This is a genomic window from Ichthyenterobacterium magnum (assembly GCF_003610635.1).
Classification (GTDB): domain Bacteria; phylum Bacteroidota; class Bacteroidia; order Flavobacteriales; family Flavobacteriaceae; genus Ichthyenterobacterium; species Ichthyenterobacterium magnum.
In genome coordinates this window covers 1076778-1102025 of record NZ_RAQJ01000001.1, presented here as the reverse complement: position 1 = coordinate 1102025, position 25248 = coordinate 1076778, and the positions used below count along the sequence as shown (strand labels likewise).

General features: G+C 32.4%; 25 protein-coding genes. 18 read left to right on the top strand and 7 right to left on the bottom strand.

The genetic code is table 11. The annotated features are described in order from the left end of the window. Positions 1 to 90 precede the first annotated feature (90 nt). From BXY80_RS05205 to BXY80_RS05175, 7 genes are all read left to right on the top strand, one after another. On the top strand, positions 91 to 747 hold the full coding sequence (locus BXY80_RS05205) for a metal-dependent transcriptional regulator (protein WP_120200135.1): 657 nt from the start codon (positions 91 to 93) through the stop codon (positions 745 to 747). Beyond that, complete coding sequence (locus tag BXY80_RS05200; protein WP_120200134.1) at positions 737 to 1528, top strand: transporter; 792 nt, start codon at positions 737 to 739, stop codon at positions 1526 to 1528. The genes BXY80_RS05205 and BXY80_RS05200 overlap by 11 nt, the downstream gene beginning before the upstream one ends. Before the next feature lie 4 nt (positions 1529 to 1532). Further along, complete coding sequence (locus BXY80_RS05195; RefSeq protein WP_120200133.1) at positions 1533 to 2435, top strand: metal ABC transporter solute-binding protein, Zn/Mn family; 903 nt, start codon at positions 1533 to 1535, stop codon at positions 2433 to 2435. A 277-nt stretch (positions 2436 to 2712) separates the two neighbouring features. Further along, complete coding sequence (locus tag BXY80_RS05190; RefSeq protein WP_120200359.1) at positions 2713 to 3486, top strand: metal ABC transporter ATP-binding protein; 774 nt, start codon at positions 2713 to 2715, stop codon at positions 3484 to 3486. A 42-nt stretch (positions 3487 to 3528) separates the two neighbouring features. After that, positions 3529 to 3903: a four helix bundle protein gene (locus BXY80_RS05185; protein WP_120200132.1), complete on the top strand. Its 375-nt coding sequence runs from the start codon at positions 3529 to 3531 to the stop codon at positions 3901 to 3903. 13 nt (positions 3904 to 3916) lie between these two features. After that, complete coding sequence (locus BXY80_RS05180) at positions 3917 to 5044, top strand: metal ABC transporter permease (protein WP_120200131.1); 1128 nt, start codon at positions 3917 to 3919, stop codon at positions 5042 to 5044. Continuing rightward, positions 5037 to 6197 (top strand): metal ABC transporter permease, encoded by a 1161-nt coding sequence (locus BXY80_RS05175; RefSeq protein WP_120200130.1) that lies wholly within the window; start codon positions 5037 to 5039, stop codon positions 6195 to 6197. The genes BXY80_RS05180 and BXY80_RS05175 overlap by 8 nt, the downstream gene beginning before the upstream one ends. 305 nt (positions 6198 to 6502) lie before the next feature. Here BXY80_RS05175 and BXY80_RS05165 read toward each other — a convergent pair whose 3' ends face one another. From BXY80_RS05165 to BXY80_RS05155, 3 genes are read right to left on the bottom strand one after another with little or no spacing between them, the layout of a single operon-like run. Further along, positions 6503 to 7195, bottom strand: coding sequence for a DUF6090 family protein (locus tag BXY80_RS05165; RefSeq protein ID WP_120200129.1), 693 nt, complete (start codon positions 7193 to 7195; stop codon positions 6503 to 6505). A gap of 22 nt (positions 7196 to 7217) precedes the next feature. Next, positions 7218 to 7409 carry a hypothetical protein gene (locus BXY80_RS05160; protein ID WP_120200128.1) on the bottom strand — a complete coding sequence of 64 codons (192 nt, stop codon included), beginning with the start codon at positions 7407 to 7409 and terminating at the stop codon, positions 7218 to 7220. A 10-nt stretch (positions 7410 to 7419) separates the two neighbouring features. After that, positions 7420 to 8196, bottom strand: coding sequence for a TerB family tellurite resistance protein (locus tag BXY80_RS05155; RefSeq protein ID WP_120200127.1), 777 nt, complete (start codon positions 8194 to 8196; stop codon positions 7420 to 7422). 131 nt (positions 8197 to 8327) lie between these two features. Here BXY80_RS05155 and BXY80_RS05150 point away from each other — a divergent pair, with 131 nt between their 5' ends. The 5 genes from BXY80_RS05150 to BXY80_RS05130 all read left to right on the top strand — a co-directional run bounded on the left by BXY80_RS05150 (position 8328) and on the right by BXY80_RS05130 (position 11802). Continuing rightward, on the top strand, positions 8328 to 8585 hold the full coding sequence (locus BXY80_RS05150) for a hypothetical protein (protein ID WP_147376101.1): 258 nt from the start codon (positions 8328 to 8330) through the stop codon (positions 8583 to 8585). A 278-nt stretch (positions 8586 to 8863) separates the two neighbouring features. Beyond that, a complete protein-coding gene (locus tag BXY80_RS05145) occupies positions 8864 to 9274 on the top strand; it encodes a BrxA/BrxB family bacilliredoxin (RefSeq protein WP_120200125.1) in 411 nt (136 codons plus the stop codon). Between the two features lie 74 nt (positions 9275 to 9348). Beyond that, on the top strand, positions 9349 to 10086 hold the full coding sequence (locus BXY80_RS05140) for a lysophospholipid acyltransferase family protein (RefSeq protein ID WP_120200124.1): 738 nt from the start codon (positions 9349 to 9351) through the stop codon (positions 10084 to 10086). A gap of 9 nt (positions 10087 to 10095) precedes the next feature. Continuing rightward, the gene (locus BXY80_RS05135) at positions 10096 to 11085 is read left to right on the top strand and encodes an acyl-ACP desaturase (RefSeq protein WP_120200123.1); all 990 of its coding nucleotides are present in this window, start codon (positions 10096 to 10098) and stop codon (positions 11083 to 11085) included. A 63-nt stretch (positions 11086 to 11148) separates the two neighbouring features. Continuing rightward, the gene (locus tag BXY80_RS05130; protein ID WP_120200102.1) at positions 11149 to 11802 is read left to right on the top strand and encodes an HD domain-containing protein; all 654 of its coding nucleotides are present in this window, start codon (positions 11149 to 11151) and stop codon (positions 11800 to 11802) included. Positions 11803 to 11942: 140 nt separating this feature from the next. On the opposite strand, the gene odhB is transcribed toward BXY80_RS05130, so the two are convergent. Both odhB and BXY80_RS05120 read right to left on the bottom strand, forming a co-directional pair. Then, entirely contained in the window at positions 11943 to 13163 is a 1221-nt protein-coding gene (gene odhB / locus BXY80_RS05125) for a 2-oxoglutarate dehydrogenase complex dihydrolipoyllysine-residue succinyltransferase (RefSeq protein ID WP_120200122.1), read from the bottom strand. A 35-nt stretch (positions 13164 to 13198) separates the two neighbouring features. Next, positions 13199 to 15955 carry a 2-oxoglutarate dehydrogenase E1 component gene (locus BXY80_RS05120; protein WP_120200121.1) on the bottom strand — a complete coding sequence of 919 codons (2757 nt, stop codon included), beginning with the start codon at positions 15953 to 15955 and terminating at the stop codon, positions 13199 to 13201. Between the two features lie 116 nt (positions 15956 to 16071). Here BXY80_RS05120 and BXY80_RS05115 point away from each other — a divergent pair, with 116 nt between their 5' ends. After that, complete coding sequence (locus BXY80_RS05115; RefSeq protein ID WP_120200120.1) at positions 16072 to 16611, top strand: alpha-ketoglutarate decarboxylase; 540 nt, start codon at positions 16072 to 16074, stop codon at positions 16609 to 16611. A gap of 32 nt (positions 16612 to 16643) precedes the next feature. Here the strand turns inward: BXY80_RS05115 and BXY80_RS05110 are convergent, their stop codons facing one another. Both BXY80_RS05110 and BXY80_RS05105 read right to left on the bottom strand, forming a co-directional pair. After that, on the bottom strand, positions 16644 to 16991 hold the full coding sequence (locus tag BXY80_RS05110; protein ID WP_120200119.1) for a hypothetical protein: 348 nt from the start codon (positions 16989 to 16991) through the stop codon (positions 16644 to 16646). Continuing rightward, on the bottom strand, positions 16991 to 17965 hold the full coding sequence (locus tag BXY80_RS05105; RefSeq protein ID WP_120200118.1) for a polyprenyl synthetase family protein: 975 nt from the start codon (positions 17963 to 17965) through the stop codon (positions 16991 to 16993). The genes BXY80_RS05110 and BXY80_RS05105 overlap by 1 nt, the downstream gene beginning before the upstream one ends. A 123-nt stretch (positions 17966 to 18088) precedes the next feature. On the opposite strand from BXY80_RS05105, the gene BXY80_RS05100 reads away from it, so the two are divergent. From BXY80_RS05100 to BXY80_RS05080, 5 genes are read left to right on the top strand one after another with little or no spacing between them, the layout of a single operon-like run. Next, the gene (locus BXY80_RS05100; RefSeq protein ID WP_120200117.1) at positions 18089 to 18694 is read left to right on the top strand and encodes a TetR/AcrR family transcriptional regulator; all 606 of its coding nucleotides are present in this window, start codon (positions 18089 to 18091) and stop codon (positions 18692 to 18694) included. Between the two features lie 3 nt (positions 18695 to 18697). Beyond that, a complete protein-coding gene (locus tag BXY80_RS05095; RefSeq protein ID WP_120200116.1) occupies positions 18698 to 20023 on the top strand; it encodes a TolC family protein in 1326 nt (441 codons plus the stop codon). A 33-nt stretch (positions 20024 to 20056) separates the two neighbouring features. Next, on the top strand, positions 20057 to 21223 hold the full coding sequence (locus tag BXY80_RS05090) for an efflux RND transporter periplasmic adaptor subunit (RefSeq protein WP_120200115.1): 1167 nt from the start codon (positions 20057 to 20059) through the stop codon (positions 21221 to 21223). Between the two features lie 39 nt (positions 21224 to 21262). Next, complete coding sequence (locus tag BXY80_RS05085) at positions 21263 to 21646, top strand: four helix bundle protein (protein WP_120200114.1); 384 nt, start codon at positions 21263 to 21265, stop codon at positions 21644 to 21646. A 13-nt stretch (positions 21647 to 21659) separates the two neighbouring features. Next, entirely contained in the window at positions 21660 to 25163 is a 3504-nt protein-coding gene (locus tag BXY80_RS05080; protein WP_120200113.1) for an efflux RND transporter permease subunit, read from the top strand. Positions 25164 to 25248 lie beyond the last annotated feature (85 nt).

Sequence of the window (25248 nt, the reverse complement as noted above, 5' to 3'; positions counted from 1 at the left end):
ACAATTATAAAACGTAGTTCATAGTTAAATTTTTTAGTTACATTTGTAAAATATTTAAGCAAGCTTAAAAATTAATTAAAGCAATTAAAAATGTCTATAGCTATTGAAAACTTTGTAAAAGCAATTTACAAAAACGACAAGCATGATATTAATGATACCAAGCCAGGTAACATTGCAAAAAAACTTGGCATATCTAATGCTGCAGCAACAGATATGGCTAAAAAATTAGCAACTAAAGATTTATTGCATTACGAAAAGTATCAAAAATTACGGCTTACTAAAAAAGGGACCAAAATGGCATTAAATGTTGTTAGAAAGCATCGCCTTTGGGAAGCCTTCTTGTTTAAAATGTTTGATATGTCTTTACATGATATTCATAAAGAAGCAGAATTACTAGAACATCAGACATCAGATTTATTAGCTGAAAAAATAAGCGAATACTTAGGACACCCAAAGTTTGATCCTCACGGAGACCCAATTCCAAATGCTAATGGTGAAATCACTACAGAAGATACATCTATTTCTTTATCTAAAGCCAAAGAAGGGAAAACATATATCATATCTCGCTTAATGAGTGACGATAAAGAATTTTTTGATTTTTGTGCGCAAAACGGATTGAAATACGGAAACACTATTTTAGTTTCAAAACAGTTCACTAAAAACAAAATGACCCAAATCACTATAAACACTAATACAATTCTCTTAAACGAAGATTTTACAAACATTATTTATATCAATGAAAACTAAAAATTACATCTGTTTATTTATACTATTATTTACGAGTTTAACCTATTCTCAAGAGCAGAATGATACTGAAGCATTGGTTACAGATAGACCAGATGCAACCGAAGCATCTTCAACTGTGGGTAAAGGTAATCTACAAATTGAAACTGGTGGTTTATACGAATCGTTTGAAGACAATACTATTAAATCTGAAAATTACACATACAACACAACCTTAATTCGTTACGGAATTTTAGACAATATGGAATTACGTTTAGGTTGGGATTTTGTAGAAGGAACAACTAAAGTAAATGGTAATAAACTAAATAATGTTACCAGCGGCTTTTCTCCATTATTATTAGGCGTAAAAGTTGATATTGCCGAAGAAAAAGGAGTCATGCCAGAAATTGCATTAATCGGTCATGTTTTTCCTCTTTTTAGTGCTTCACAAGATTACAGACCAGAATCTACAGCAATAGATTTTAGGTTTTCTTTTTCGCATACGTTAAGTGAAAAGTCAAGTTTAGGCTATAATCTTGGAGGTGAATGGGGAAATGACTCTCCAGAAGCTGCAGCTATTTACACTGTAGCTTATGGCTATAGTATATCAGATAAGTTTGGTTTTTATGCTGAACTTTACGGTGACCTTCCAGAAGATAGTTCTGCCAATCATTATTGGGATGCTGGATTTACATATCTCGTATCTAACGATTTACAATTAGATGCTTATGTTGGTACAAGTATAACTAAAGGACAAGACTTACTAGTAGGAATAGGAGCAAGTTATAGAATTTTAAAAAAATAAAATCATGAAAAAGACGATACTATTATTAGCTATTATTTTAACCGTTAGTTGTAAACAAGACAAACAAACTAACGGTAAATTAAATGTTGTTACAACTACAACCATGATTACCGACTTGGTAAAAAACATTGGTGGCGATTTAATCAATGTTCAGGGTTTGATGGGAAGCGGAGTTGATCCGCATTTATATAAAGCAAGCGAAGGTGATGTTACAAAATTAGTTGATGCTGATATTATCTTCTTTAATGGGCTTCATCTAGAAGGGAAACTTGTTGAGGTTTTTGAAAAAATGACTAATAAAACACCTGTCGCTTTAGCCGAAGAATTAGATAAAACAACTTTAATTGGTTCAGATTATTTTGCTTCAAATTATGATCCACATGTATGGTTTAATATTGATTACTTTAAACTATTTGCTAAAAAAGTAACGCAAATTTTATCTGATAAAGATCCTGAAAATTCTGCGAATTATATTGAAAACAAAGCTAAATATTTAGCAAAACTAGATACGCTTCAAAAGAAAATAAATGCTACTATTGAAATGCTTCCAAAAGACAAACGTATTTTAGTTACAGCTCATGATGCTTTTAACTATTTCGGAAAAAATTATGGGTTTGAAGTTGTAGGCTTACAAGGCTTGTCAACGGCAACTGAAGCAGGTGTTCAAGATGTACAAAAATTAGCAGCTTTTATTATAGAAAAAGACGTAAAAGCAATTTTTATTGAGAGCTCGGTTCCTAAACGAACTATTGAAGCTTTACAAGCTGCAGTAAAATCTAAAGGTCATGAAGTTGTTATTGGAGGCACTTTATATTCTGATGCATTAGGAAATGCTGGAACTGTTGAAGGAACATATATTGGTATGTTTGAATACAATGTGAATACTATTGTAAACGCACTTAAGTAAGTCTATAGTATTCAGTTACAGTTTGCTGTTTTATACGAATTGATAAAACATTAGTTAGTTTAAAAACACTAATGAAAACAAAAAATATAAATTGAACTTGAAATTCTGGCAAGGTCAGAGAAGTCAAAATTCAGAAATAACGAGCGAAGAGATAAAGATGCAAAGCATAGCTTCAAGCACGGTATCTTGAAAGCAAATGGTGCTATTGCAATTTCCTAATTTTGATATGATTTTTTGGTTCGTTTTGTATCAAGACAAAATGAATAGAAATAAAATTATGAAGGAACAAACAAACAAAAATAAGATTCCTGCCTCCGCAGGAAATATTGCTGTTCAAGTAGACGATTTAACCGTTGCATACAATTACAAACCTGTACTTTGGGATATTGATTTAGAAATTCCCGAAGGTGTTTTAATGGCTATTGTTGGGCCAAATGGCGCAGGAAAATCAACACTTATTAAATCTATTCTCGGCATTTTAAAACCAATAGCTGGTAGTGTAAGTATCTATGGTAAATCATATAAAAAACAACGTTCACTTGTGGCATATGTACCTCAAAAAGGAAGTGTCGATTGGGATTTTCCAACAACAGCATTAGATGTTGTTATGATGGGAACTTATGGTAGTTTAGGTTGGATAAAACGACCACGTCAAAAAGAAAAGAAAGCAGCTCTAGAAGCACTTGAAAAAGTTGGGATGCTTCCTTTTAAAAACAGGCAAATAAGTCAGTTGTCTGGCGGGCAGCAACAACGTATTTTCTTAGCAAGAGCATTGGTTCAAAACGCATCAATTTATTTTATGGACGAACCTTTTCAAGGTGTAGATGCCACAACAGAAATTGCAATTATTAATATTTTAAAAGAATTACGAAAAGCAAGAAAAACGGTTATTGTAGTGCATCATGATTTGCAAACTGTTCCAGAATATTTTGATTGGGTAACGTTCTTGAATGTGAAGAAAATTGCAACTGGACCTGTAAAAGATATTTTTAATGATGATAATTTAACTAAAACCTACGGAATTAATTATAAAGTAAGTATACAGGAATAGTCTTTAGTCTATAGAGATTAGCCTTGTAGAAAATTAAAAGTTATGAAAGAAACTAAATTCAAATTTGAAGATTTAAAAGTCTATAATAAAGCTTTAGACTTTGTTGATTTAGCATACAAAACTTGTGACAATTTCCCAAAAACAGAACGTTATGCCCTTTCATCTCAATTTACAAGAGCAGCAGTTTCTATCGCATTAAATATTGCAGAAGGCTCATCTGATACTGATAAGCAATTCAATAGATTTTTACAAATGGCTTTAGATTCTTTAAATGAATGTGTGGTTTGCTCAACCATTGCCCAAAGGCAAGGTTTTATTACTTCTGAAACTAATAATGATTTAAGGAAAAAACTGGTAGAATTATCAAAAATGATAACTAGTCTTCAAAAATATCTTAAAACAAAAACTAACCACTAAAAACTACAGACTAATAGACTTTATAGAATACATACAACTCGTCTTTACAGATTACACGCTTAGAACCATTACACTCGGCACAGCAATTCTTGGTGCTGTTTGTGGTATGCTTGGTAGTTTTGCGGTGCTTAGAAAACAGAGTTTACTTGGTGATGCTATTTCTCATGCGGCATTACCTGGAATAGCAATTGCCTTTTTAATTACAGGAGCAAAAGATAGTAACACATTACTTTTAGGCGCATTAGTTAGTGGGTTAATTGGTACATTTTGGATAAGAGGAATTATTACAAAAACGCACCTCAAATCTGATACCGCTTTAGGGTTAATACTTTCTTTGTTTTTTGGTTTTGGAATGCTACTCTTAACATTTATCCAAAAGCAACCCAATGCCAATCAAGCTGGATTAGATAAATATCTATTTGGACAAGCAGCAACTTTGGTTGAAAGTGACGTTTGGTTAATGGCTATTGTAACAGGAATTTGTTTATTAGTCATGCTCATCTTTTGGAAAGAATTTAAAATGCTTTTGTTTGATGCTGATTATACAAAAACTCTTGGTTTTAACACCAAATTTATTGATATTTTAATCACATCATTTATTGTTTTGGCTATTGTTTTAGGACTTCAAACAGTTGGTGTTGTACTTATGAGTGCCATGTTATTAGCACCAGCAGCAGCAGCAAGACAATGGACAAACAGCCTTAGTATTATGGTGTTTTTAGCTGCCTTATTTGGAGCTTTTTCTGGCGTTTTTGGCACCGCTATAAGTGCTAGTCAAAATAATCTTTCAACGGGTCCAGTTATTGTTCTTGTCGCTGCAGTTTTTGTAGTGTTTTCTTTTGTGTTCTCACCAAGTCGCGGTCTCTTATTCAAACAGATTAGATTCATAAAAAACAGACGTGATTTACAACTACATAAGACTTTGGCGTTTATGTATAATATTGCTAAAACGCATGAAGATATTACGCACCCACATACTATAAAAATATTGAATAATTTTCAAGGATATACTAGAGGAACACTTCAAAAGCTAGTAGATAAAAACTATGTTATCCTTCAAGGCAATATGTGGAGTTTAACAGAAGAAGGTTTTATTACGGCTTCTAATTTGTATAACCAATTAACTAAAGGTGATGAGTAGCGCACAAATAGAAATACAGCTTATTGCTAGTTTGGTGGCAATTGCATGTGCAATTCCAGGAACATTTTTAGTATTACGCAAAATGGCAATGATTAGCGATGCGATAAGCCATTCTATTTTGCCCGGAATTGTAGTTGGTTTTTTTATCACTCAAGACCTCAACTCGCCGTTACTTATTTTTTTAGCCGCTTTAACAGGAATTATAACAGTTGTGCTGGTCGAATATATCCAGAAAACTGGATTGGTAAAGGAAGATACAGCGATAGGCTTAGTGTTTCCTGCGTTGTTTAGTATAGGCGTTATTTTAATTGCTAAAAATGCAAATGATGTGCATCTAGATGTTGATGCTGTTTTACTTGGTGAGTTAGCATTTGCACCTTTTGATAGATTACTTATTTCTGGTGTTGATGTTGGACCTAAGTCATTATGGGTTATTGGTATTATTTTAATAATAACCATTGGTTTATTACTAGCATTTTTTAAAGAATTAAAAGTGAGCACATTTGATAAAGGTCTTGCTGCTTCACTTGGTTTTTCTCCAGCAATTATTCATTATGGTTTAATGTCTGTCTCTTCAGTGACTACTGTTGGTGCTTTTGATGCTGTTGGTGCTATTTTGGTTGTTGCGCTCATGATTGCTCCAGCTGCAACAGCGTATTTATTAACTACAGATTTAAAGAAAATGTTAGGTCTAGCTATTGGGTTTGGCGTTTTTAGTGCGATTGCTGGTTATTGGGTTGCGCACTGGTTAGATGCATCAATTGCTGGGTCAATTACAACAGTTTTGGGTTTACTATTTTTAGTCGTGTACTTGTTTGCACCAAGCAAAGGCGTTATCGCTGTGTTGTATCGTGAAAAGCAACAACGCACTGAAGTGTCATTACTCACTTTTTTATTACACTTAAGAAATCATAGTGAAGAAAACGAACGACATGTAAATCACCTCAACGAGCATATTAATTGGCAAAAAGTACGTTCTAAAACCGTTTTAGAATTAGCGCTTAAAAACAATATGATTGTAATAAACAATGATATTGTGTCCTTAACAAAAAAAGGGACATTATTTACCACACAAGCCATTGATTATATCATCACTAATGAAGATTCACAAATTGAAGGTATGAAAGATGATTTCTTTTTGTTTAGAGGATAAAATAAGTTAATTCAAAAATTTATCTAGCACAATTAACACACAATAAGCTTTCGGGTCTAATTAAAATTCCGAAATCTTCTGTTTCAAATCTGTCTAAAACTCGTTCTAGGTTCCCTAATTTAATTTGTGCTTGCCTTAATGAAGCTTCGTTAACACTTTTATTGTTTATGGCATCCATTCTACTTACACGACCAATAGCGTCATTTGGAGAGATTGGCTTTGTAAGTTCTTTTTAGTCTGAAATCGATTTTTTGGTAGTTTCTATTTCTTCTAATAGTTTTGTTTTAATAGCTTCTTTATCCATATTACTTACAATTATTTATGGTTTGAAGCATTTCATCATAATTCGTTTTTAATTGTAAATCCAATTGACTCATAATCTCTAAGATTCTAATAAGGTCTTCCATTTCTTCTCTCTGTAAAGCTTCCGCAGCTTTATCTACTTCTCTTTGTAATCTCTCTTGTAGATTGTACATACTTTCTAATTGATATAAACAATTATAATCAAACTCATTAGTAATGTTGATTGTTCTAGTGGTTTCCCAAGCAATAGAAGTAATATCTGGTATTTCTAGCTCTACAAAAGTTCCTCCAGAATAATGGTAGAGACCATTGTCTAATTGAATAGAATCTTTAATCCTAAAAAATTTAGGGTAATTTTTTTGAAACTTTGCTAATTTCTTAGGAGTAGTAATCAACTCAGATAAATCACCATTATAGATTGTTTTATAATCTTTATATGCTTTTAAAATTCTATGATTAACAAGCATTGCTAAATCTAATTGCTCGCTATTGTTAAAAATTTCGTCTTTAATTTTAGAAATGACAACCTCTTTATCATGACTAGATTTTTTGTTTGCACTCCAATTGTTTATGCTTAATGCAATAAGGATGCCTATAACTACAAGTACAATTTCACCAATAGCATACTTAAAATAGCTTTTAGTGTTCCCTTCTGAAAGAAGATTTTTACGAATAGAACGAAAAAATTTAATCACAATAGTTTCTGTTTAGTTAGTTTTAATGCATATTGCTAAAGTCTGTATTCTCTTTAAGACTCTCATCTACCATCTCAACATTCTGTCTTTTGTAAGTACTTGGGTGATCTAAAATACCGAGGTTTGAGTCTGGGTTTTTCTTTGTGTTTATTGTAAGCTTTATAATGATAAAAGCTACTATAAATATGACTGCTGTTCCAATAATCCAATACATATATTAGAGTTTAAAATCCGCGTTCTTTCTGAATGTGTTCATAAGCTTCTTGCACTTGTCTAAATTTTTCTTCAGCACCTTTTTGATGTTCTTTTCCTAAATGAATTACTTTATCGGGATGGTACTTTTTAGCCATTTTTCGATATGCTTTTTTAACCTCATCATCTGTAGCATTTTTTGTGATTTCTAAAATTTTATATGCATTATCACTACTACTATAAAACATCGCTTTTATACTTTCGTAATCACGGTTGCTAATTCCTAAATACCCAGAAATAGTATATATCTGCTTAATTTCATCTTTGGTTACCAATCCATCTGCTTTAGCAATTCCGAAGAGAAAATGCATAAGCTGTAAACGTGATGGGTGATCCATCATCTGTCTTATTTGTAAACAAACCTGACGTGTAGAAACTTGTTGTTTGCTAATGTTTTTAAATAACTTAAAGGCATGATTAGCTCTTTGCTTACCATACATATTAGTAAATTGTTGTCTTACAAAATCTAATTCGCGTTGGTCCTGTTTTCCATCTGCTTTTATAATTACAGAGGCTAAGATTAGTAAGCTTACTTCAAAATCACCAGATTGTGTTTGAGGCCTTTGTGATCTAGTTTTATATGTTGTTTGCCGTTGCTGTTGGCTGGGACGTCCTTGTCCGATAAAAGGAGTTTTGTTTCCATCTGCCATGGCGTCTATAACGCTTCCTAAAGCCAAACCTATTATGGCTCCAATTGGTCCTCCAAACGACCATCCTAATGAAGCTCCTATCCATTTTGATATGCTCATTTATATTATTATTTTTAATTAAAGGTAAATATACTATTTGTTAGTGGCTTAAAAATGTAATTTGTTACGATTGATACGCAACCTTTTTCTTTTAATAGTATCTACTATATACAGCTCATACTATAATATTTATGAAAACCCCATTTTACACTTTAATCTTAGTGCTTTTTTTATTTAGTTGTAATAATGATGATGCACAACAAAACAACGAACCAACACTCAACGAATCTTGGTCTTTAGTCAACATTTCTGGTGGGCTTGTAGGGTTAGATGATGATTATGAAACAGGTATTATAACCTGGACTTTTAATACCGAAACATCTCAAGTTGTCGTTTCTAATTTAAATGTAGAACTTGTTGTTTATGATGGTTTAGCAAATGGTACTTAAAATTATACTATTAATGCTAATAGTAATCCACAAACCTTAAATATTGAAAACTCATCTTTCAATATTACGGTCTTAACAGACACAGAGTTAATATTAGATCAAGGTATTGCTGTAGATGGTTTTCTGCTCACATTTAGTAGATAATTTTTATTTTATAGATTTTCTTACTATTGAAATCCCAAATACCACAATTCAATCTGCCTACTGAAGGCTGTGTGCTACCGACTTATTTTCATTATCTTTGCATTTCGAATCTAGATTAATTAAAACATAAAAATATGTACCCAGCAGAATTAGTAAAACCAATGCGTGAGGATTTAACCAACGTAGGTTTTGAAGAATTACATACCGCAGATGCAGTAGACATAGCAATAGCAAAAAAAGGAACTACTTTAGTTGTTGTAAATTCGGTTTGTGGATGTGCAGCAGCAAATGCTCGTCCTGGAGCTCGTATGAGTTTACAAAATGCTAAACGCCCTACTAATTTAGTAACCGTTTTTGCAGGTGTAGATAAAGATGCTACAAATAAAGCAAGAGATTATATGATTCCTTTTCCTCCAAGTTCACCAAGTATGGCTTTGTTTAAAGATGGAGAATTGGTGCACATGTTAGAACGTCATCATATTGAAGGTCGTCCAGCAGAAATGATTGCAGAAAACCTTATGGATGCTTATAATGAGCATTGCTAAAAACAAAATCACATTTTATAAAAATTAAACCACGATATAATCGTGGTTTTTTTATGCTTTATTATTTTTGCTTTATGAGAAAACTTTTAGCATATCCATTAACAGTCTTGTATTTTATAGCATTTGGAATAACCTTGATTATTTTTCATCCTGTACAATGGATTTGTTTAAATGGCTTTGGTTATAAAGCTCATAAAATTAGTGTAGATTGGCTTCAATTTTTTTTAATGCGCTGCCAAAATCTTTTAGGCACACGTTTTACGTTTAATAATCCCTACATTTTAGACATTAATCGCCCTTTAATTGTTGTTTCAAACCATCAAAGTATGTATGATATTTCTCCTATTATGTGGCATTTACGCGAGCATCACGTAAAATTTATTAGTAAAAAAGAGCTTGGAAAAGGGATTCCTAGTGTTTCTTATAGTTTACGCCATGGTGGTTCGGCTCTAATAGACAGAAAAAATCCTCGACAGTCTTTACCTGAAATAATGAAATTTGGAGAATATATTGAACGCACAAGTCGTACTGCAGTTATCTTCCCTGAAGGTACGCGAAGTAAAACAGGAGCTCCAAAGCCATTTCAAACCAAAGGACTAGAAATATTATTCAAAAAAATACCATCAGCAATTATTCTTCCAATAACCATAAATAATTCATGGAAAATGCAACGTTATGGTAAATTTCCTATGGGAATAGGAAATCATATCAAATTTACTGTCCATAAACCTTTAGAATTAGCTAACTTTACAAACCACAAAGAATTAATTACTAGTATAGAAACTATAATTATTTCAAGTATACACCCTTAAATTTAGTTTATGTCTTTGAAAAACGTAAGATTAGAAGTAATGCAGTTCTTAGAAAAAGATGTAAACACCTTAATTGAAAAATACTTAATCCCTATTGAAAAAATTTGGCAACCATCAGATTTTTTACCTAACTCAGAAGATTCAACTTTCTTTGATGAAGTTAAAGAAATTAGAGAGCTTTCGAAAGAATTGCCCTACGACTTTTGGGTCGTTTTAGTAGGAGATATGATTACCGAAGAAGCTTTGCCAAGTTACGAATCATGGCTTATGGATGTTGAAGGTGTCGAACAAATCGAACGTAATGGATGGTCAAAATGGGTGCAACATTGGACAGCTGAAGAAAATAGACATGGCGATGTATTAAACAAATACCTATATCTTTCAGGACGAGTAAATATGCGTGAAATTGAAAAAACAACACAATATTTAATTGCTGATGGTTTTGATCTTGGTACAGATAGAGACCCATACAAAAACTTTGTGTATACAAGTTTTCAAGAACTAGCGACTTATATTTCACATAATCGTGTTGCTAAAATTGCAAAAGATAAAGGCAATAAACAATTAAGTAAAATGTGTAAAATCATTTCTGGAGATGAGATGAGACACCATCATGCTTATTCAGAATTTGTTGAACGCATATTTGCTGTTGATCCTAACCAAATGATGATGGCTTTTCATTATATGATGAAACAAAAAATAGCAATGCCTGCTCATTTTTTAAGAGAGTCTGGAAATAAAATTGGCACTGCTTTTGAAGAATTTTCTAATACTGCACAACGTATTGGTGTTTATACATCTGCTGATTATGTAGATATATTAGACAAACTTATTAAACGTTGGGAAATTGATAAAATTACAAATCTTAATGATGAGGCAGAAAGAGCTAGAGATTATTTAATGAAGTTACCATCTAGAATGATGCGTTTAGCAGAACGCATTAATATTCCTGAAAATTCTTTTCAGTTTAAATGGGTTGAACCTGCTGTTATAAAATAACACACACTTTAGATTTATATTCAAATTCCTTCTGCTTTTAGAAGGAGTTTTTAATTTTAGCTTATGAATAATGATGTTATTATACAGAAAACAAAAGCATTTGTAAAACAAGCTTTAAAAAATGCAGAAGGCGGACATGATTGGTTTCACGTACAAAGGGTTTTTAACAACGCATTGCTTATCTCTAAATCTGAAAATGTTGATGTGTTTATAGTATCTTTAGGAGCCTTGTTACATGATATTGCTGATAGTAAGTTTCATGATGGAGATGAAACCGTTGGTCCAAATGTAGCTCGAGAGTTTTTATTCAATCTAAATGTAGACTCATTAACTATTGAGCATGTTGTTAATATCATAAAAAACATTTCATTTAAAGGCGGTAATGAAGTGCAAAATTTTAAATCTCCAGAGTTAGATATTATTCAAGATGCTGATCGATTGGACGCTATTGGCGCTATTGGTATAGCACGTTGCTTTAACTATGGAGGCTTTAAAAACCGAAAGCTTTTTGATCCTTCTGTTTCTCCAAATCTAAAAATGAACAAAGAGGAATACAAAGCATCAACAGCTCCAACAATTAATCATTTTTATGAAAAATTATTGTTACTCAAAGATAGAATGAATACAGCGTCTGGAAGAAAAATTGCCTTAGAAAGACACAAATACATGGAGCAATTTCTTGAACAATTTTATGCTGAGTGGGATGGCGAAAAATAAAATGATTAAATTACAAAATACAACTAAATCAATTACTTAAATAATTAAACAAAACCAATACATCACCCTAATCTTAGTTTACAGCATTGAAATTTAGTTTACCAACAAAAACATCATAAAAAATATAAAAAATTAAATCTCTATAACTCTAAAGCTTTCTTAATATTATTATCCATTAATAATTCTGTAGGATTTTCTAAAGCTTCTTTTACTGCAACTAAAAAGCCAACACTTTCTTTACCATCAATAATTCTATGATCATATGATAAGGCAACATACATAATTGGCCTAATTTCAACTTTACCATCTATAGCTACAGGACGTTCTACAATATTATGCATTCCTAAAATCCCACTTTGTGGTGGATTTATAATAGGCGTAGATAACATACTACCAAAAACACCTCCATTAGAAATGGTAAATGTTCCTCCTGTCATTTCATCAACAGTTATTTGTCCGTCTCGTGCTCTAATAGCTAATCGTTTAACTTCAGCTTCAACACCTCTAAAACTTAAATTTTCAGCATTTCTAATTACTGGAACCATTAGTCCTTTTGGACCAGAAACAGCTATAGAAATATCAACAAAATCATAGCTTAACATTTGCTTACCATCAATCATTGAGTTAACAGCAGGATATAATTTTAATGCTCTTACAACAGCTAACGAAAAGAAAGACATGAAACCTAAACTAACACCATGTTTTGCTTTAAATGTTTCTTTATACTCTTTACGTAAAGCAAAAATTGGAGACATATCTACTTCGTTAAAAGTCGTCAACATTGCTGTTGTATTTTTTGCTTCAACTAAACGTTCTGCTACTTTACGACGTAACATAGACATTTTACTATGAGATGTTCCGCGATTACCACCAGTTGGAGTTCCCATACTAGGCACAGCATTTACAGCATCTTCTTTAGTTATGCGTCCATCTTTTCCTGTTCCAGAGATTGATGAAGCCTCCATACCTTTTTCAGATAAAATCTTTTTTGCTGCTGGACTTGCAGTACCTGTTGCATACGTCTTGTTCTCGACTGCGCTCGAACTGACAACTTGCTCAGTTTTCTTTTCTTCAACTTTTTTTGGACTGCTCTCTGTAGACTGTTCACTGCCAGCTGGTTTTTCAGCACTTGTGTCAATCAAACAAACAATTGCGCCTACTTCAACAGCATCACCTTCTTCTGCTTTTAATGTAATTGTTCCGCTAGCTTCTGCTGGTAATTCTAAAGTTGCTTTATCGCTATCTACTTCAGCAATGGCTTGATCTTTTTCTACGTAATCGCCATCTGCAACTAACCATTCTGCAATTTCTACTTCTGTGATTGATTCTCCTGGCGAAGGAACTTTCATTTCTAAAATCATTTTATCCTATTTTAGTTGTATTCTTTATTTAACTATTATCGTTGGTTGTTTTTTGTTATATCAAAAACGAAATCTATAACTTCTTGATGGCGAATTTTTGAACGTACACTACTTCCGGCAGCTGGCGCTCCATATGGTCGACGTGTGACTGCTCTAAATGTTTTAGCTTCTTCTAAATGCATTAACATATGACTATAAGCTCCCATGTTTCTTGGTTCTTCTTGAGCCCAAACTATATCATTTGCATTTTTGTACTTGCTTAAAACTGTTTTTATAGCTTCTATTGGTAAAGGAAATAATTGTTCTATACGAACTAAAGCAACATCTTCTCTTCCTAATTTTTCTTGTTCGTCAAGTAAATCGTAATAGAATTTCCCTGTTACAAAAACCAGTGTTTTAATTTTATCTGCTTTTGCTTTTTTATCATCAATTAGCATTTGAAAACTTCCGTTAGCAAACTCATCAACAGATGATACAACTAATGGATGACGTAATAAGCTTTTTGGTGTAAATACAATTAATGGTTTTCTAAAATCTGCTTTCATTTGCTTACGTAACAAATGGTACATGTTTGCAGGTGTTGTACAGTCTACAACAAACATGTTGTCTTTTGCACAAAGCTGTAAATAGCGTTCCATACGTGCAGATGAATGCTCTGCGCCTTGACCTTCATAACCATGTGGTAATAACATTACCAAACCATTTTGAAGCTTCCATTTATCTTCTGCTGCTGAAATATATTGATCTAGCATAATTTGGGCTCCATTACTAAAATCACCAAATTGTGCTTCCCAAATGGTTAGGGTTTTAGGTTTAGCCATTGCATAACCATAATCAAAACCTACAACGCCATACTCTGAAAGCAGAGAATTATATATATAAAACTGTCCTTGCTTATCACTAATCTGGTTAAGCAATAAAATTTCTTCTTCGCTATCTTCAACTTTTACTACCGCATGTCTATGAGAGAATGTTCCTCGCTCTACATCTTGACCAGATATACGAACATCAAAACCTTCTTCTAATAAAGTTCCATATGCTAAATGTTCTGCCATTGCCCAATCTAATCTATTCTCATCGAACATTGCTTTTCTCGACTGGATTAAACGTTCAATCTTGCGAATAAATTTTTTGTCTTTTGGGAGATTAGAAATAACATCTGTAATTTTTGAAAGCCTTTCTTTTGGATACTTAGTATCAATAGCTTTCATCATTTTATCTTCCTCAACTGTATTATAATCGACCCATTCACTTTGCATAAATGGTGTGATTTCAGTTTTTTCAATTTTACGAGAATCTACAAGTTTTTCTTCAAGAGCATCCTTATAATCTTTCTCTAATTGAGATACATATTTTGAATCTATTACACCTTCAGCAATTAACTTCTCGGCATAAATATCTCTTGGGTTTTTATGCTTAGCAATTGCCTTGTATAATTTAGGTTGCGTAAAACGTGGTTCATCACCTTCGTTATGTCCATATTTTCTATAGCCTAATAAATCTATAAAAACATCACGCTTAAATTTCATTCTAAAATGAAGTGCAAAAGACATAGCATGTACTACAGCTTCAGCATCATCAGCATTTACATGCAATACTGGAGATAATGTTACTTTACCAACATCTGTACAATACGTACTTGATCTTGCATCTAAATAATTAGTTGTAAACCCTATTTGATTGTTAACAACAATATGTATTGTTCCGTTTGTTTTATAACCATCTAACTGAGCCATTTGTACTAGCTCATATACTAAACCTTGACCAGCAATTGCAGCATCACCATGCACAATTATTGGTAAAACTTGAGATGGATTATCAGTATATTTACCATCTTGTTTTGCTCTTGCAATACCTTCAACTACTGCTCCAACTGTTTCAAGATGTGATGGGTTTGGTGCAATATTTAAGTTTATCTTTTTGCCTGTATTTGTAATACGATCACTTGTCCATCCTAAATGGTATTTTACATCGCCATCAAATACTTCCTGTTCATAATCTTTACCATCAAATTCACTAAAAATGTCTTTTGCAGATTTTCCAAAGATATTTGTTAACGTACTTAAACGACCACGATGTGCCATTCCCATAACAAATTCTTTAACATCATATTCAGCAGCTTTTTCTATTAAAGCATCTAGACCAGGAATTAAAGATTCTCCGCCTTCTAAAGAGAAGCGTTTTTGCCCAACATATTTTGTGTGTAAAAAGCTTTCAAACGATACTGCTTCGTTTAATTTTTTAAGAATGTATTTTTTTTCTTCTGAAGAAAACTTTGGTTGATTATCATTAATATTAAGTTTATCCTGAATCCATTTAATTTCTTCAGGTTTTCTAATATACATATATTCAACTCCAATAGAGTTACAATAAATTGCTTCTAAATGATCTCTTATTTCACGAAGTGTTTGAGCTCCAATTCCTAATATATCACCTGCAGAAAAAACAGTATCTAAATCATTTTGAGATAAACCAAAGTTTTCTATTTCTAACGTAGGTGCATATTTTCTCCTTGCTCTTACTGGATTTGTTTTAGTAAACAAATGACCTCTGGTTCTGTAACCATCTATAAGTTTTACAACCTGAAATTCTTTTTGAACTTGTTCTGGAATCTGAGCAGAAACACCTTCAATAATTTCTCCTTCCATTCCATAACTCTCACTTCCAAAATCGTAACCTTGAAAAAAGGCTCTCCAACTTGGTTCTACTGAATCAGGATTATTTAAATATTGGTCGTATAAATCAGCAAAGTATGCTGTATGTGCTGCGTTTAAAAAGGAATATTTATCCATTATAATGTATAAGACGTGTTCGCTTCAACAAAATTTCTTCAAAAATACAACTTTTAGCAAAATTGAGCTTCTGTTTTTATTATATTTATAGAACACGTTTTTATTTTTTAAATAACATGAAACTCAACATCTTAAATAATACAAAAATTATAGTGTTTGGTATTATTTTATGTTTAAGCACTTCATTAGCTATTTCACAAACAAATACAACTACAAATGATAGCGGTTTTTGGAATAATGTCCGTTTTGGAGGAGGCGTTGGGTTAAGCTTTGGTGATGGTTTTTTTAGTGGCACTATTGCTCCAAGTGCTATTTATGAATTTAATGACCAATTTGCTTTAGGCGTTGGATTGAATGGAACTTATAACAAACGAAAAAACTTTTATAAATCTACCATTTTAGGCGGAAGCGTACTTGGCTTATTTAATGTTGTTGATGAAATTCAATTATCTGCCGAATTTGAAGAACTTAATGTGAACAGAAAATGGGATAACACAGCTATTGAAGATGAAAACTATTGGTATCCTGCCTTATTTATTGGCGCTGGTTATAGAAGTAACAATATCACTTTTGGTATTAGATATGATGTTTTATATGATGAATCAAAAAGTATTTACGCAAATCCTTGGATTCCTTTTTTTAGAGTTTATTTTTAGTTTCGATACGCACAACCATCTGGTATAAATTTTTAATAGTTATTCTTAAACCACACCTTTTGCCACTCACGCTTTAAAATTAAAAAAGTCACATCTTCAGAAAGTTTTAATGTGTCACTACCATCTAATTGTCTAACTTTTTCTTCAGAAACATCAATGATATAAAGCAAGTTAAGGTATTCTGCAAATTTTTCTTGAATAAGCTTATACATAGTTTCATGCAATATTAACTTTAAACTTGAAGGCAATATGTCTTCATGAAAATCTAAGTTTATATTCGCTAGAAGAAAATCTTTATTGAGTTGTTGTATTAGTTTTTTATATAAATCTAACTGTGTTGCTTCTTCAACCAATTCACTAAACGAGGTTACTAACTTCATTAAACATTTCTATTCATTAACGTTTCACCAAACTGTTTTAACATAGATTTACTTTCTTCAGAAACTTTTAAATCTTCTAAAAGAGAAAAGGCTTTATTAGTATAAGTTTCTATAGCTTTTTTAGTTGCTTCAGCCGAACCTGTTGAAACAAAAAACTGTTTAACAGTTTCTATTTTATCTGAAGTATCAGTAGGACTTACACTAAATAGATGCTGTAATTGTTGCTGATCATCTTCATTAGAAAATTCAAGAGCTTTTAAATATAAATATGTCTTTTTATTTTCAATAATATCTCCTCCAACTTGCTTACCAAATGTTTTAGGGTCTCCAAAAGCATCGAGATAATCATCTTGCAGCTGAAAAGCAATTCCTAAGTTTTTACCAAACTCATAAATTGCAGTTTGACACTCTTGTGATGCTTCTGCCACTATTGCTCCCATTTGCATGGCAGCGCCAACCAAAACAGCTGTTTTATACTCAATCATTTTTAAATACTCAGCAATAGTAACATCGTCTCTAGTTTCAAAATCAACATCGTACTGTTGTCCTTCACAAACCTCAAGTGCCGTTTTACTAAATAGTTTAGCTAAGGCTTGAAATATTTTTGGTTCGTAAGTTTCAAATAGCTGATATGCCATTATGAGCATTGTATCTCCAGAAAGAATTCCAGTATTTAAATCCCATTTTTCGTGTACCGTTTCTTTGCCTCGTCGTAAAGGTGCATCATCCATAATATCATCATGAACGAGTGAGAAGTTATGAAAAACCTCAACTGCCAAAGCCGCATTTAAAGCCTTGTTATAATTGCCTTCAAAAATCTCAGCTGTCATTAAAGTTAAAACTGGACGCAAACGTTTACCTCCTAACCTTAAAATATACTCAATAGGTTCATAAAGATTTCGTGGTTCTTTTTTTTCAGAATATTCATCTAAATACTCAATAAAAGCTTTGCGGTAGTTCTCTGTAGATAGCATGGCGCAAAAATAAACCAAATCATAACATTTAAAAATCTATATGTAAATGAAATGTTAAAAAATCATTAAACTTAGGAAACTTTTTTTGTTTTTAAAGTTTCCTAAGTATTTTTGCGCTTCATTATGAGAGATAAAATAATACATAAATCGGCAGAATTGTTTCTAACACTTGGCTTTAAAAGTGTTACTATGGATGATATAGCTAAAGAAATGGGAATTTCTAAAAAAACCATTTACGTGCATTTTTCAAACAAGACTAAACTGGTAGAAGCAGTAACATTTGAGTTATTTGAAACTATTTGTGATGGTATTGATGGTATTTGTGAAGCCTCTAACAACCCCATTGAAGAGCTATACGACATTAAAATGTTTGTAATGCATCATCTAAAAAATGAAAAAACATCACCACAACATCAGCTTAAAAAGTATTATCCGCACATTTACGACGTACTACGTTTAAAGCAATTTGCCAAAATGCACGAATCTGTACAAGAAAGCCTTCAAAAAGGTATAAATACTGGTTTATTTAGATCAACCATTGACGTAGACTTTATTTCTCGAATGTATTTTAACGGAATGTCAGGTATTAAAGATAACGCCATTTTTCCTAAAGAGAAATTTGCTATGGAGTACTTAATGGAGAGTTATTTAGAGTACCACTTAAGAGCCATTGTAACAGAAAAAGGCTTTAAAATATTAAATCAATTTATAATAAAAAATCAATCATAACTTATGAGACATACGCTCATACTATTAACAAGTTTATTAATCGCTTCTCTAGCGTTTTCTCAGAAAGATACAAAAAGTTTTACGCTTCAAGAAGCCATAGATTTTGCTTTAGAAAATAATAGAACATCAAAAAATGCTGCTCGCGATATTGAGGCCGCCAAAAAACAAAAATGGGAAACGACAGCAACTGGTTTACCACAAATTAGTGCTTCTGTAGATTATATCAACAATCTAAAACAACAATTTGATGGTATCGATTTTAATAATGATGGTATTATCGATTTTGGAGCGAAACAGAATATGACTGCAGCAGCTTCGCTTAATCAAAAAATATTTGATGGCTCCTATTTAGTTGGCTTACAATCAGCAAAAGTCTTTTTAGAAATCTCAAAAAACGCTAAAGAAAAAACAGATTTAGAAGTTAGAAAAGCAGTCATCAATGCTTATGGCAATGTACTATTAGCTCAAGAAAGTATTAAAATATTACAACGCAATATTGATGTTCTACAAAAAAATCTAAACGAAACTACAAAAATATATGAAAATGGTTTAGAAGAAGAAGAAAGTGTTGAACAGCTTCAAATTACTTTATCTGGCGTAGAGAGTAATTTAAGTAATACAACACGTTTAAAAGATTTAGCTTACCAAATGTTTAACATTACTATTGGTTTAGATTTAAACTCGCCTAGTTCTTTAACCGATACTTTAGAAACTCTTGCTATAAAAAACATGAGTCTAGATATATTAAATAAAGAAGACAATATTGAAAATAACATTGATTACAGAATTGCAGAAAACGACAAAAAATCTAAAGAACTTTTAGTAAAGCTTGAAAAAAGTAAAGCCTTGCCGACGCTAAATGCTTTTTTAAATGGCAGCTATATAGGCAATAGTGAGTCGTTTACTTTTGCAAATAACAATCAACCTTGGGCAGGAACATCTGCTTTTGGGGTTAGTTTAAAAATTCCGTTATTCAGTTCAGGTATGCGAAGTGCTGCTACACAACGTGCCCGTATAAATCTAGAAAAATCTAAAGATGATTTAACCGAAACTGAGCAAAAACTAAAATTACAAATCGCCTCTGCAAAAAGCGACTATAAGTTTGCAATTGAAGATTATGACAATAAAAAACAAAACTTAAACTTAGCAGAACGCATTGAGAAAAAAAACCAAACCAAATTTTTTGAAGGTATTGCCTCTAGTTTTGAATTGCGCCAAGCACAAACACAGTTATACAGCTCACAACAAGAATTTTTACAAGCCATGCTTGACGTCATCAATAAAAAAGCAGAGTTAGAAACTGTACTTAATAAAACTCAAGACAACTAATCAATCAAAAAAAACACTAAAACTCATCATACAATGAAACATATAATATCAATAACAATAATAGCACTTCTTTTAGCTTCTTGTGGAAACAAAGAGCAATCTGTAGAAGATATTTTAGACACAAATAATTTAGAACAAATTAGAAAGCGCAAAACACAATTGGATGGCGAGCAACAAGCTATTGCAGCTCAACTTAAGCAACTTGACGCTAAAATTAAAGAGCTCGACCCACAAGAAAGAGTGCCTTTAATCACAACTTTTGATGCCAAAGCATCTGTTTTTAACCATTATGTAGAGCTTCAAGGAAATGTTAGCACAAAACAAAATTTAGTAATTTTCCCTGAGTATTCTGGAATTTTAACTCGCGTTTATGTTAAAGAAGGTCAAAAAGTAAAAAAAGGACAAATATTGGCCAAAATAGATGATGGCGGTTTAAGTCAGCAAGTAGCTCAATTACAAATTCAAGCCGATTTGGCAAAAACTACATTTGAACGACAAGAGCGTTTATGGAATCAAAAAATTGGTAGTGAAATTCAATACCTTCAAGCAAAATCTAATTATGAAGCACAACAAAAAGCAGTCAATCAATTGCAACAACAAGTTGGTAAAACCATAGTTCGCGCTCCTTTTACAGGAACTATTGATGATGTAATTACAGACCAAGGAAGTGTTGTTGCTCCAGGACAATCGCAATTGTTCAGAATTGTAAATTTAAAAGACATGTATATTGAAACGGATGTGCCTGAACGTTACATTACAAATGTTACTCCAGGTAAAAATGTACAAGTAGAGTTTCCCATTCTTGGTAAATCTATGAACGGAAAAATCCGTCAAGCTGGTAATTTTATAAATCCTGCAAATAGAACTTTTAAAGTAGAAGTTGCAGTACCAAACAAAGACAACACAATTAAGCCTAACCTTACTGCTAAACTTAAAATAAACGATTACACAAACGACAATGCCATTCTAATTCCGCAAAGTATTATTTCAGAAAACGCTAAAGGCGAACAGTATGTTTATACTATAACAGATAAAACTGATAACAAAGCAAAAGCCAAACGTGTTATTATTACCACTGGTAAAACACAAGGCGATGATATAGAAGTGCTTTCGGGCTTAAAAAATGGCGATGAGATTATTAAAGAAGGGGCGCGTAGTGTTAAAGACGGTCAAGAAGTTAAAATCCTGATAAGTGAATAGTTATTAGACATTAGTCTGTAGAAAAAAATATTAAAATTTATGAAAGAGATTAAATTCAGCTTCGAAGATTTAAAAGTATATCAAAAAGCATTAGATTTTATTGACCTCACATATAAGGCAACAAATAATTTTCCTAAAAATGAAGATTATGCCTTAAGTTCTCAATTTAAAAGAGCATCAGTTTCTATTGCGTTGAATATTGCAGAAGGTTCAGGAGACACCAATGCCCAATTCAATAGGTTTTTGAATATTTCCAATGGCTCCATAAAAGAATGTGTTGTCTGCTCAACTATTGCTAAAAGGTTAAATTATCTAAGTGAAGATGATGATTACAACAATAGGTTACAACTTGAAGAATTGTCAAAAATGACATCAGGTCTTCAAAAATACCTAAAGTCTAATGACAAAAACACTAACGACTAAAGACTAATAACTAATGACTGATAAAAATAAAAAAGTAAATAAGGAGTTTGGATTATCATCATGGGCAATCAACAATAAAACAACAATGTATGTTTTAATTGCCCTGCTATTATTTCTTGGTACCTCAGCATATTTTAGTATGCCTAGAGAAAACTTTCCAGAAATAAAAGAAACCAAAATTTATATTAGCTCTGTCTATCCAGGAAATACAGCAGAAGACATTGAGAAACTAATTACCGATCCTATTGAAGATCGCTTAAAAACGGTAAGTAATGTTGTAGAAATCACCTCAACGTCACAAGAAGATTATTCCATCGTAATTGTAGAGTTTGATGAACACATTTCTGTTGAAGCTGCAAAACAAAAAGTAAAAGACGAGGTAGACTCTGAAACTTCAAGTGAAGATTGGCCAACATTCAACAATGCAAAAGTAGAACCAAATGTGTTTGATTTGAGTATGTCTGAAGAAATCCCAATTCTCAATATTAATATCTCTGGAGATTACCCAGTAGACAAGTTAAAAGAATATGGTGAATATCTTGAAGATGAAATTGAAAGCTTACAGGAAATAAAGCAAGTTGATATTCGTGGTGCTCAAGAAAAAGAAGTAGAAGTTGCAGTCGATATTTATAAAATGATGGCAGCTCAAGTGAGTTTTGATGATGTCATCAATACCATTAGCAAAGAAAACATGACCATGTCTGCCGGTAATTTAATTACAAGCGGGCAACGCCGTACCATTCGTGTTATAGGAGAAATTGATACGCCAAATGAATTAGAAAGTTTTGTTGTAAAATCTGAAAACAATAACCCTATTTATTTAAAAGATATTGCAACAGTAACCTTTAAAGACGAAGACAAAACCACTTACGCTAGAGAGTTTGGGGCACCAGTGGTGATGCTAGATGTAAAAAAACGTTCTGGAAAAAACATGGTCGCTGCAGCAGACCAAATTCAAGTTATTGTAGATAACGCTATCGAAAATGTTTTCCCTCAAGATTTAAAAGTTACCATTTCTAACGACCAGTCTTCAAAAACCATTGGGCAAGTAGACGATTTGGTAAACAACATCATCTTTGGGATTATACTCGTAGTAACCGTTTTAATGTTCTTTTTAGGCTTTAAAAACGCCTTATTTGTTGGGTTTGCCATACCAATGTCCATGTTTATGTCTCTTATGATATTAAACATGTTAGGCTATACCATGAATACCATGATTTTGTTTGGGCTAATTATGGGTCTAGGTATGCTTGTAGATAATGGTATTGTAGTGGTTGAAAATGTGTATCGATTAATGGATGATGAAGGCATGAGCCGTATTGAGGCTGCTAAAAAAGGAATTGGAGAAATTGCCTTTCCTATTATTATATCAACAGCAACTACAGTGGCAGCTTTTGTTCCTTTAGGGTTATGGCCTGGAATGATGGGGCAATTCATGATTTATTTCCCAATTACATTATCAGTAGTTTTAGGGTCTTCTTTATTTGTTGCTATCTTCTTTAACTCTGTATTAGTATCGCAGTTTATGACAACTGAAGATAAAAATATGCCGTTAAAACAAATTATTAAAACATCTATAATTGTTGCAATTATTGGTGTGCTAATTTTCATTTTTGGTGGTGCATATAAAGGTTTAGGAACATTAATGGTTTTTACAGCAATCATGCTTTGGATTTATAGATTATGGTTGAGAAAATGGGCTAATGGTTTTCAAAACAAAATCTTACCACGTTGGGAGCGTTTTTATGAAAAAACACTACGAGCAGCTTTAGGAGGTAGAAAGCCAATATTTATTACCATTGGAACTTTTGTTTTATTATTTATTGCTTTTATTGGTTTTGGTGCTTCAGTAGGAAGCCAAAGAACAAAAGTGGAGTTTTTTCCAGACAATACACCTAATCAAATTATTGCATACATTGAGTATCCTGAAGGAACAGATATTAAAAAAACAAACGCTATTACTAAAGAAATTGAAACACGTTTTTACGATATCATAAATCAAGAAGCTTATAAACATGGAGAGTTTAACTTTTTAACAGAAAGTGCTGTATCCCAAGTTGGTGAAGGCGCAGGAAACCCCCAAACAGATGGTGGTTCTGCTGCAGAAATGCCACATAGAGGAAAGATTACTGCAACCATGCGTGAATATAAATTTAGAGAAGGTGCAGATAGTCAAGAGCTACTTAAAAAAGTACAAGAGTCACTTAAAGACATTTATCCAGGTGTAGCTATTTCTGTAGAAAAAGATGCTGTTGGTCCGCCAGCTGGTTACCCAATTAACGTAGAATTAGAAGGGAATAACTATTCTGAGTTAATCGCAACTGCTGAAAGTATGCGCGATTTTATCAACTCCAAAAACATTCAAGGTATAGATGAGTTAAAAATTGACGTCAACAAATCCAAGCCCACAATGCAAGTGTTAGTTGATAGAAAAAAATCTGGAGAATTAGGTGTTAATGCAGGACAAGTAGGGCAGCAATTACGCAACGCTATCTTTGGAGCAAAAGCAGGCATTTATAAAGAAGATGGTGAAGATTATGATATTTATGTACGTTTTAATGAAGAAAACAGATACAACACCAGTGCTATTTTTAATCAGAAAATCACATTTAGAGATATGGCTTCTGGCCAAATAAAAGAAATCCCTGTTTCTGCAGTTGCTAAACACAACAATAACTCGGGGTTTAGTGCTATAAAACATAAAGATGTAAAACGTGTAGTAACGCTGTACTCTGCATTAGCACCAGGTTTTACAGATGCTGGAGTTATTGTATCACAGATACAAAATGAGATGCAATCTTTTACCGAAAAACCTGACACAGTTAAAATTGATTATACAGGTCAGATTGAAGAACAAAATAAACAGATGGCTTTTTTAATGGGAGCTTTCTTTACAGGTTTAGGTTTAATTTTCTTCATTTTAATATTCCAATTTAATTCTGTTTCAAAACCAGGAATTATTATGCTGGCTATTTTCTTGAGTTTAATAGGTGTATTTGGTGGTATTGTAGCAACTGGTAGTTCGTTTGTTATCATGATGACTATGATGGGGATTATCTCACTGGCTGGTATTGTTGTTAATAATGGTGTAGTATTATTAGATTACACGCAATTACTTATTGATAGAAAAAAAGTAGAACATGATTTAGATGAAAAAACTTATTTAGCTAATGAAGATTTATTAGATGCCATTATAAAAGGAGGAAAAGCGCGTTTACGACCTGTTTTGTTAACTGCAATTACAACCATTTTAGGACTGATCCCTTTAGCAACAGGATTAAACATAAACTTCTTTACTCTATTTAGTGAGTTCAATCCTCATATATATATGGGAGGAGATAATGTTATTTTTTGGGGACCACTAGCATGGACCGTTATTTACGGTTTATTAATAGCAACATTCTTAACACTAATTGTTGTGCCAATTCTATTCTATTTAGTTACTAAATTTAAAATGTGGCTATACAAAGACCGAGTTTCTAATACAAAAGAAGTAAATCCCTCAAGAAGTATTTAATATGGATAAACGATTAGATTAATTTCTAATTAAGACTCAGCTTCTTTTTTGAAGTTGTTTTATGAGAACCCTTTAGGGAATTAAA

What these genes read in the sequence shown, in the direction of transcription:
- BXY80_RS05190 (WP_120200359.1), top strand. Translation starts at nt 2,713, where the DNA reads ATGAAGGAACAAACAAACAAAAATAAGATTCCTGCCTCCGCAGGAAAT.
- BXY80_RS05095 (WP_120200116.1), top strand. Translation starts at nt 18,698, where the DNA reads ATGAGACATACGCTCATACTATTAACAAGTTTATTAATCGCTTCTCTA.
- BXY80_RS05145 (WP_120200125.1), top strand. Translation starts at nt 8,864, where the DNA reads ATGTACCCAGCAGAATTAGTAAAACCAATGCGTGAGGATTTAACCAAC.
- BXY80_RS05140 (WP_120200124.1), top strand. Translation starts at nt 9,349, where the DNA reads ATGAGAAAACTTTTAGCATATCCATTAACAGTCTTGTATTTTATAGCA.
- BXY80_RS05150 (WP_147376101.1), top strand. Translation starts at nt 8,328, where the DNA reads ATGAAAACCCCATTTTACACTTTAATCTTAGTGCTTTTTTTATTTAGT.
- BXY80_RS05120 (WP_120200121.1), bottom strand. Translation starts at nt 15,955, where the DNA reads ATGGATAAATATTCCTTTTTAAACGCAGCACATACAGCATACTTTGCT.
- BXY80_RS05130 (WP_120200102.1), top strand. Translation starts at nt 11,149, where the DNA reads ATGAATAATGATGTTATTATACAGAAAACAAAAGCATTTGTAAAACAA.
- BXY80_RS05200 (WP_120200134.1), top strand. Translation starts at nt 737, where the DNA reads ATGAAAACTAAAAATTACATCTGTTTATTTATACTATTATTTACGAGT.
- BXY80_RS05135 (WP_120200123.1), top strand. Translation starts at nt 10,096, where the DNA reads ATGTCTTTGAAAAACGTAAGATTAGAAGTAATGCAGTTCTTAGAAAAA.
- BXY80_RS05185 (WP_120200132.1), top strand. Translation starts at nt 3,529, where the DNA reads ATGAAAGAAACTAAATTCAAATTTGAAGATTTAAAAGTCTATAATAAA.
- BXY80_RS05110 (WP_120200119.1), bottom strand. Translation starts at nt 16,991, where the DNA reads ATGAAGTTAGTAACCTCGTTTAGTGAATTGGTTGAAGAAGCAACACAG.
- BXY80_RS05105 (WP_120200118.1), bottom strand. Translation starts at nt 17,965, where the DNA reads ATGCTATCTACAGAGAACTACCGCAAAGCTTTTATTGAGTATTTAGAT.
- BXY80_RS05175 (WP_120200130.1), top strand. Translation starts at nt 5,037, where the DNA reads ATGAGTAGCGCACAAATAGAAATACAGCTTATTGCTAGTTTGGTGGCA.
- BXY80_RS05155 (WP_120200127.1), bottom strand. Translation starts at nt 8,196, where the DNA reads ATGAGCATATCAAAATGGATAGGAGCTTCATTAGGATGGTCGTTTGGA.
- BXY80_RS05205 (WP_120200135.1), top strand. Translation starts at nt 91, where the DNA reads ATGTCTATAGCTATTGAAAACTTTGTAAAAGCAATTTACAAAAACGAC.
- BXY80_RS05085 (WP_120200114.1), top strand. Translation starts at nt 21,263, where the DNA reads ATGAAAGAGATTAAATTCAGCTTCGAAGATTTAAAAGTATATCAAAAA.
- BXY80_RS05115 (WP_120200120.1), top strand. Translation starts at nt 16,072, where the DNA reads ATGAAACTCAACATCTTAAATAATACAAAAATTATAGTGTTTGGTATT.
- odhB (WP_120200122.1), bottom strand. Translation starts at nt 13,163, where the DNA reads ATGATTTTAGAAATGAAAGTTCCTTCGCCAGGAGAATCAATCACAGAA.
- BXY80_RS05160 (WP_120200128.1), bottom strand. Translation starts at nt 7,409, where the DNA reads ATGTATTGGATTATTGGAACAGCAGTCATATTTATAGTAGCTTTTATC.
- BXY80_RS05080 (WP_120200113.1), top strand. Translation starts at nt 21,660, where the DNA reads ATGACTGATAAAAATAAAAAAGTAAATAAGGAGTTTGGATTATCATCA.
- BXY80_RS05090 (WP_120200115.1), top strand. Translation starts at nt 20,057, where the DNA reads ATGAAACATATAATATCAATAACAATAATAGCACTTCTTTTAGCTTCT.
- BXY80_RS05195 (WP_120200133.1), top strand. Translation starts at nt 1,533, where the DNA reads ATGAAAAAGACGATACTATTATTAGCTATTATTTTAACCGTTAGTTGT.
- BXY80_RS05100 (WP_120200117.1), top strand. Translation starts at nt 18,089, where the DNA reads ATGAGAGATAAAATAATACATAAATCGGCAGAATTGTTTCTAACACTT.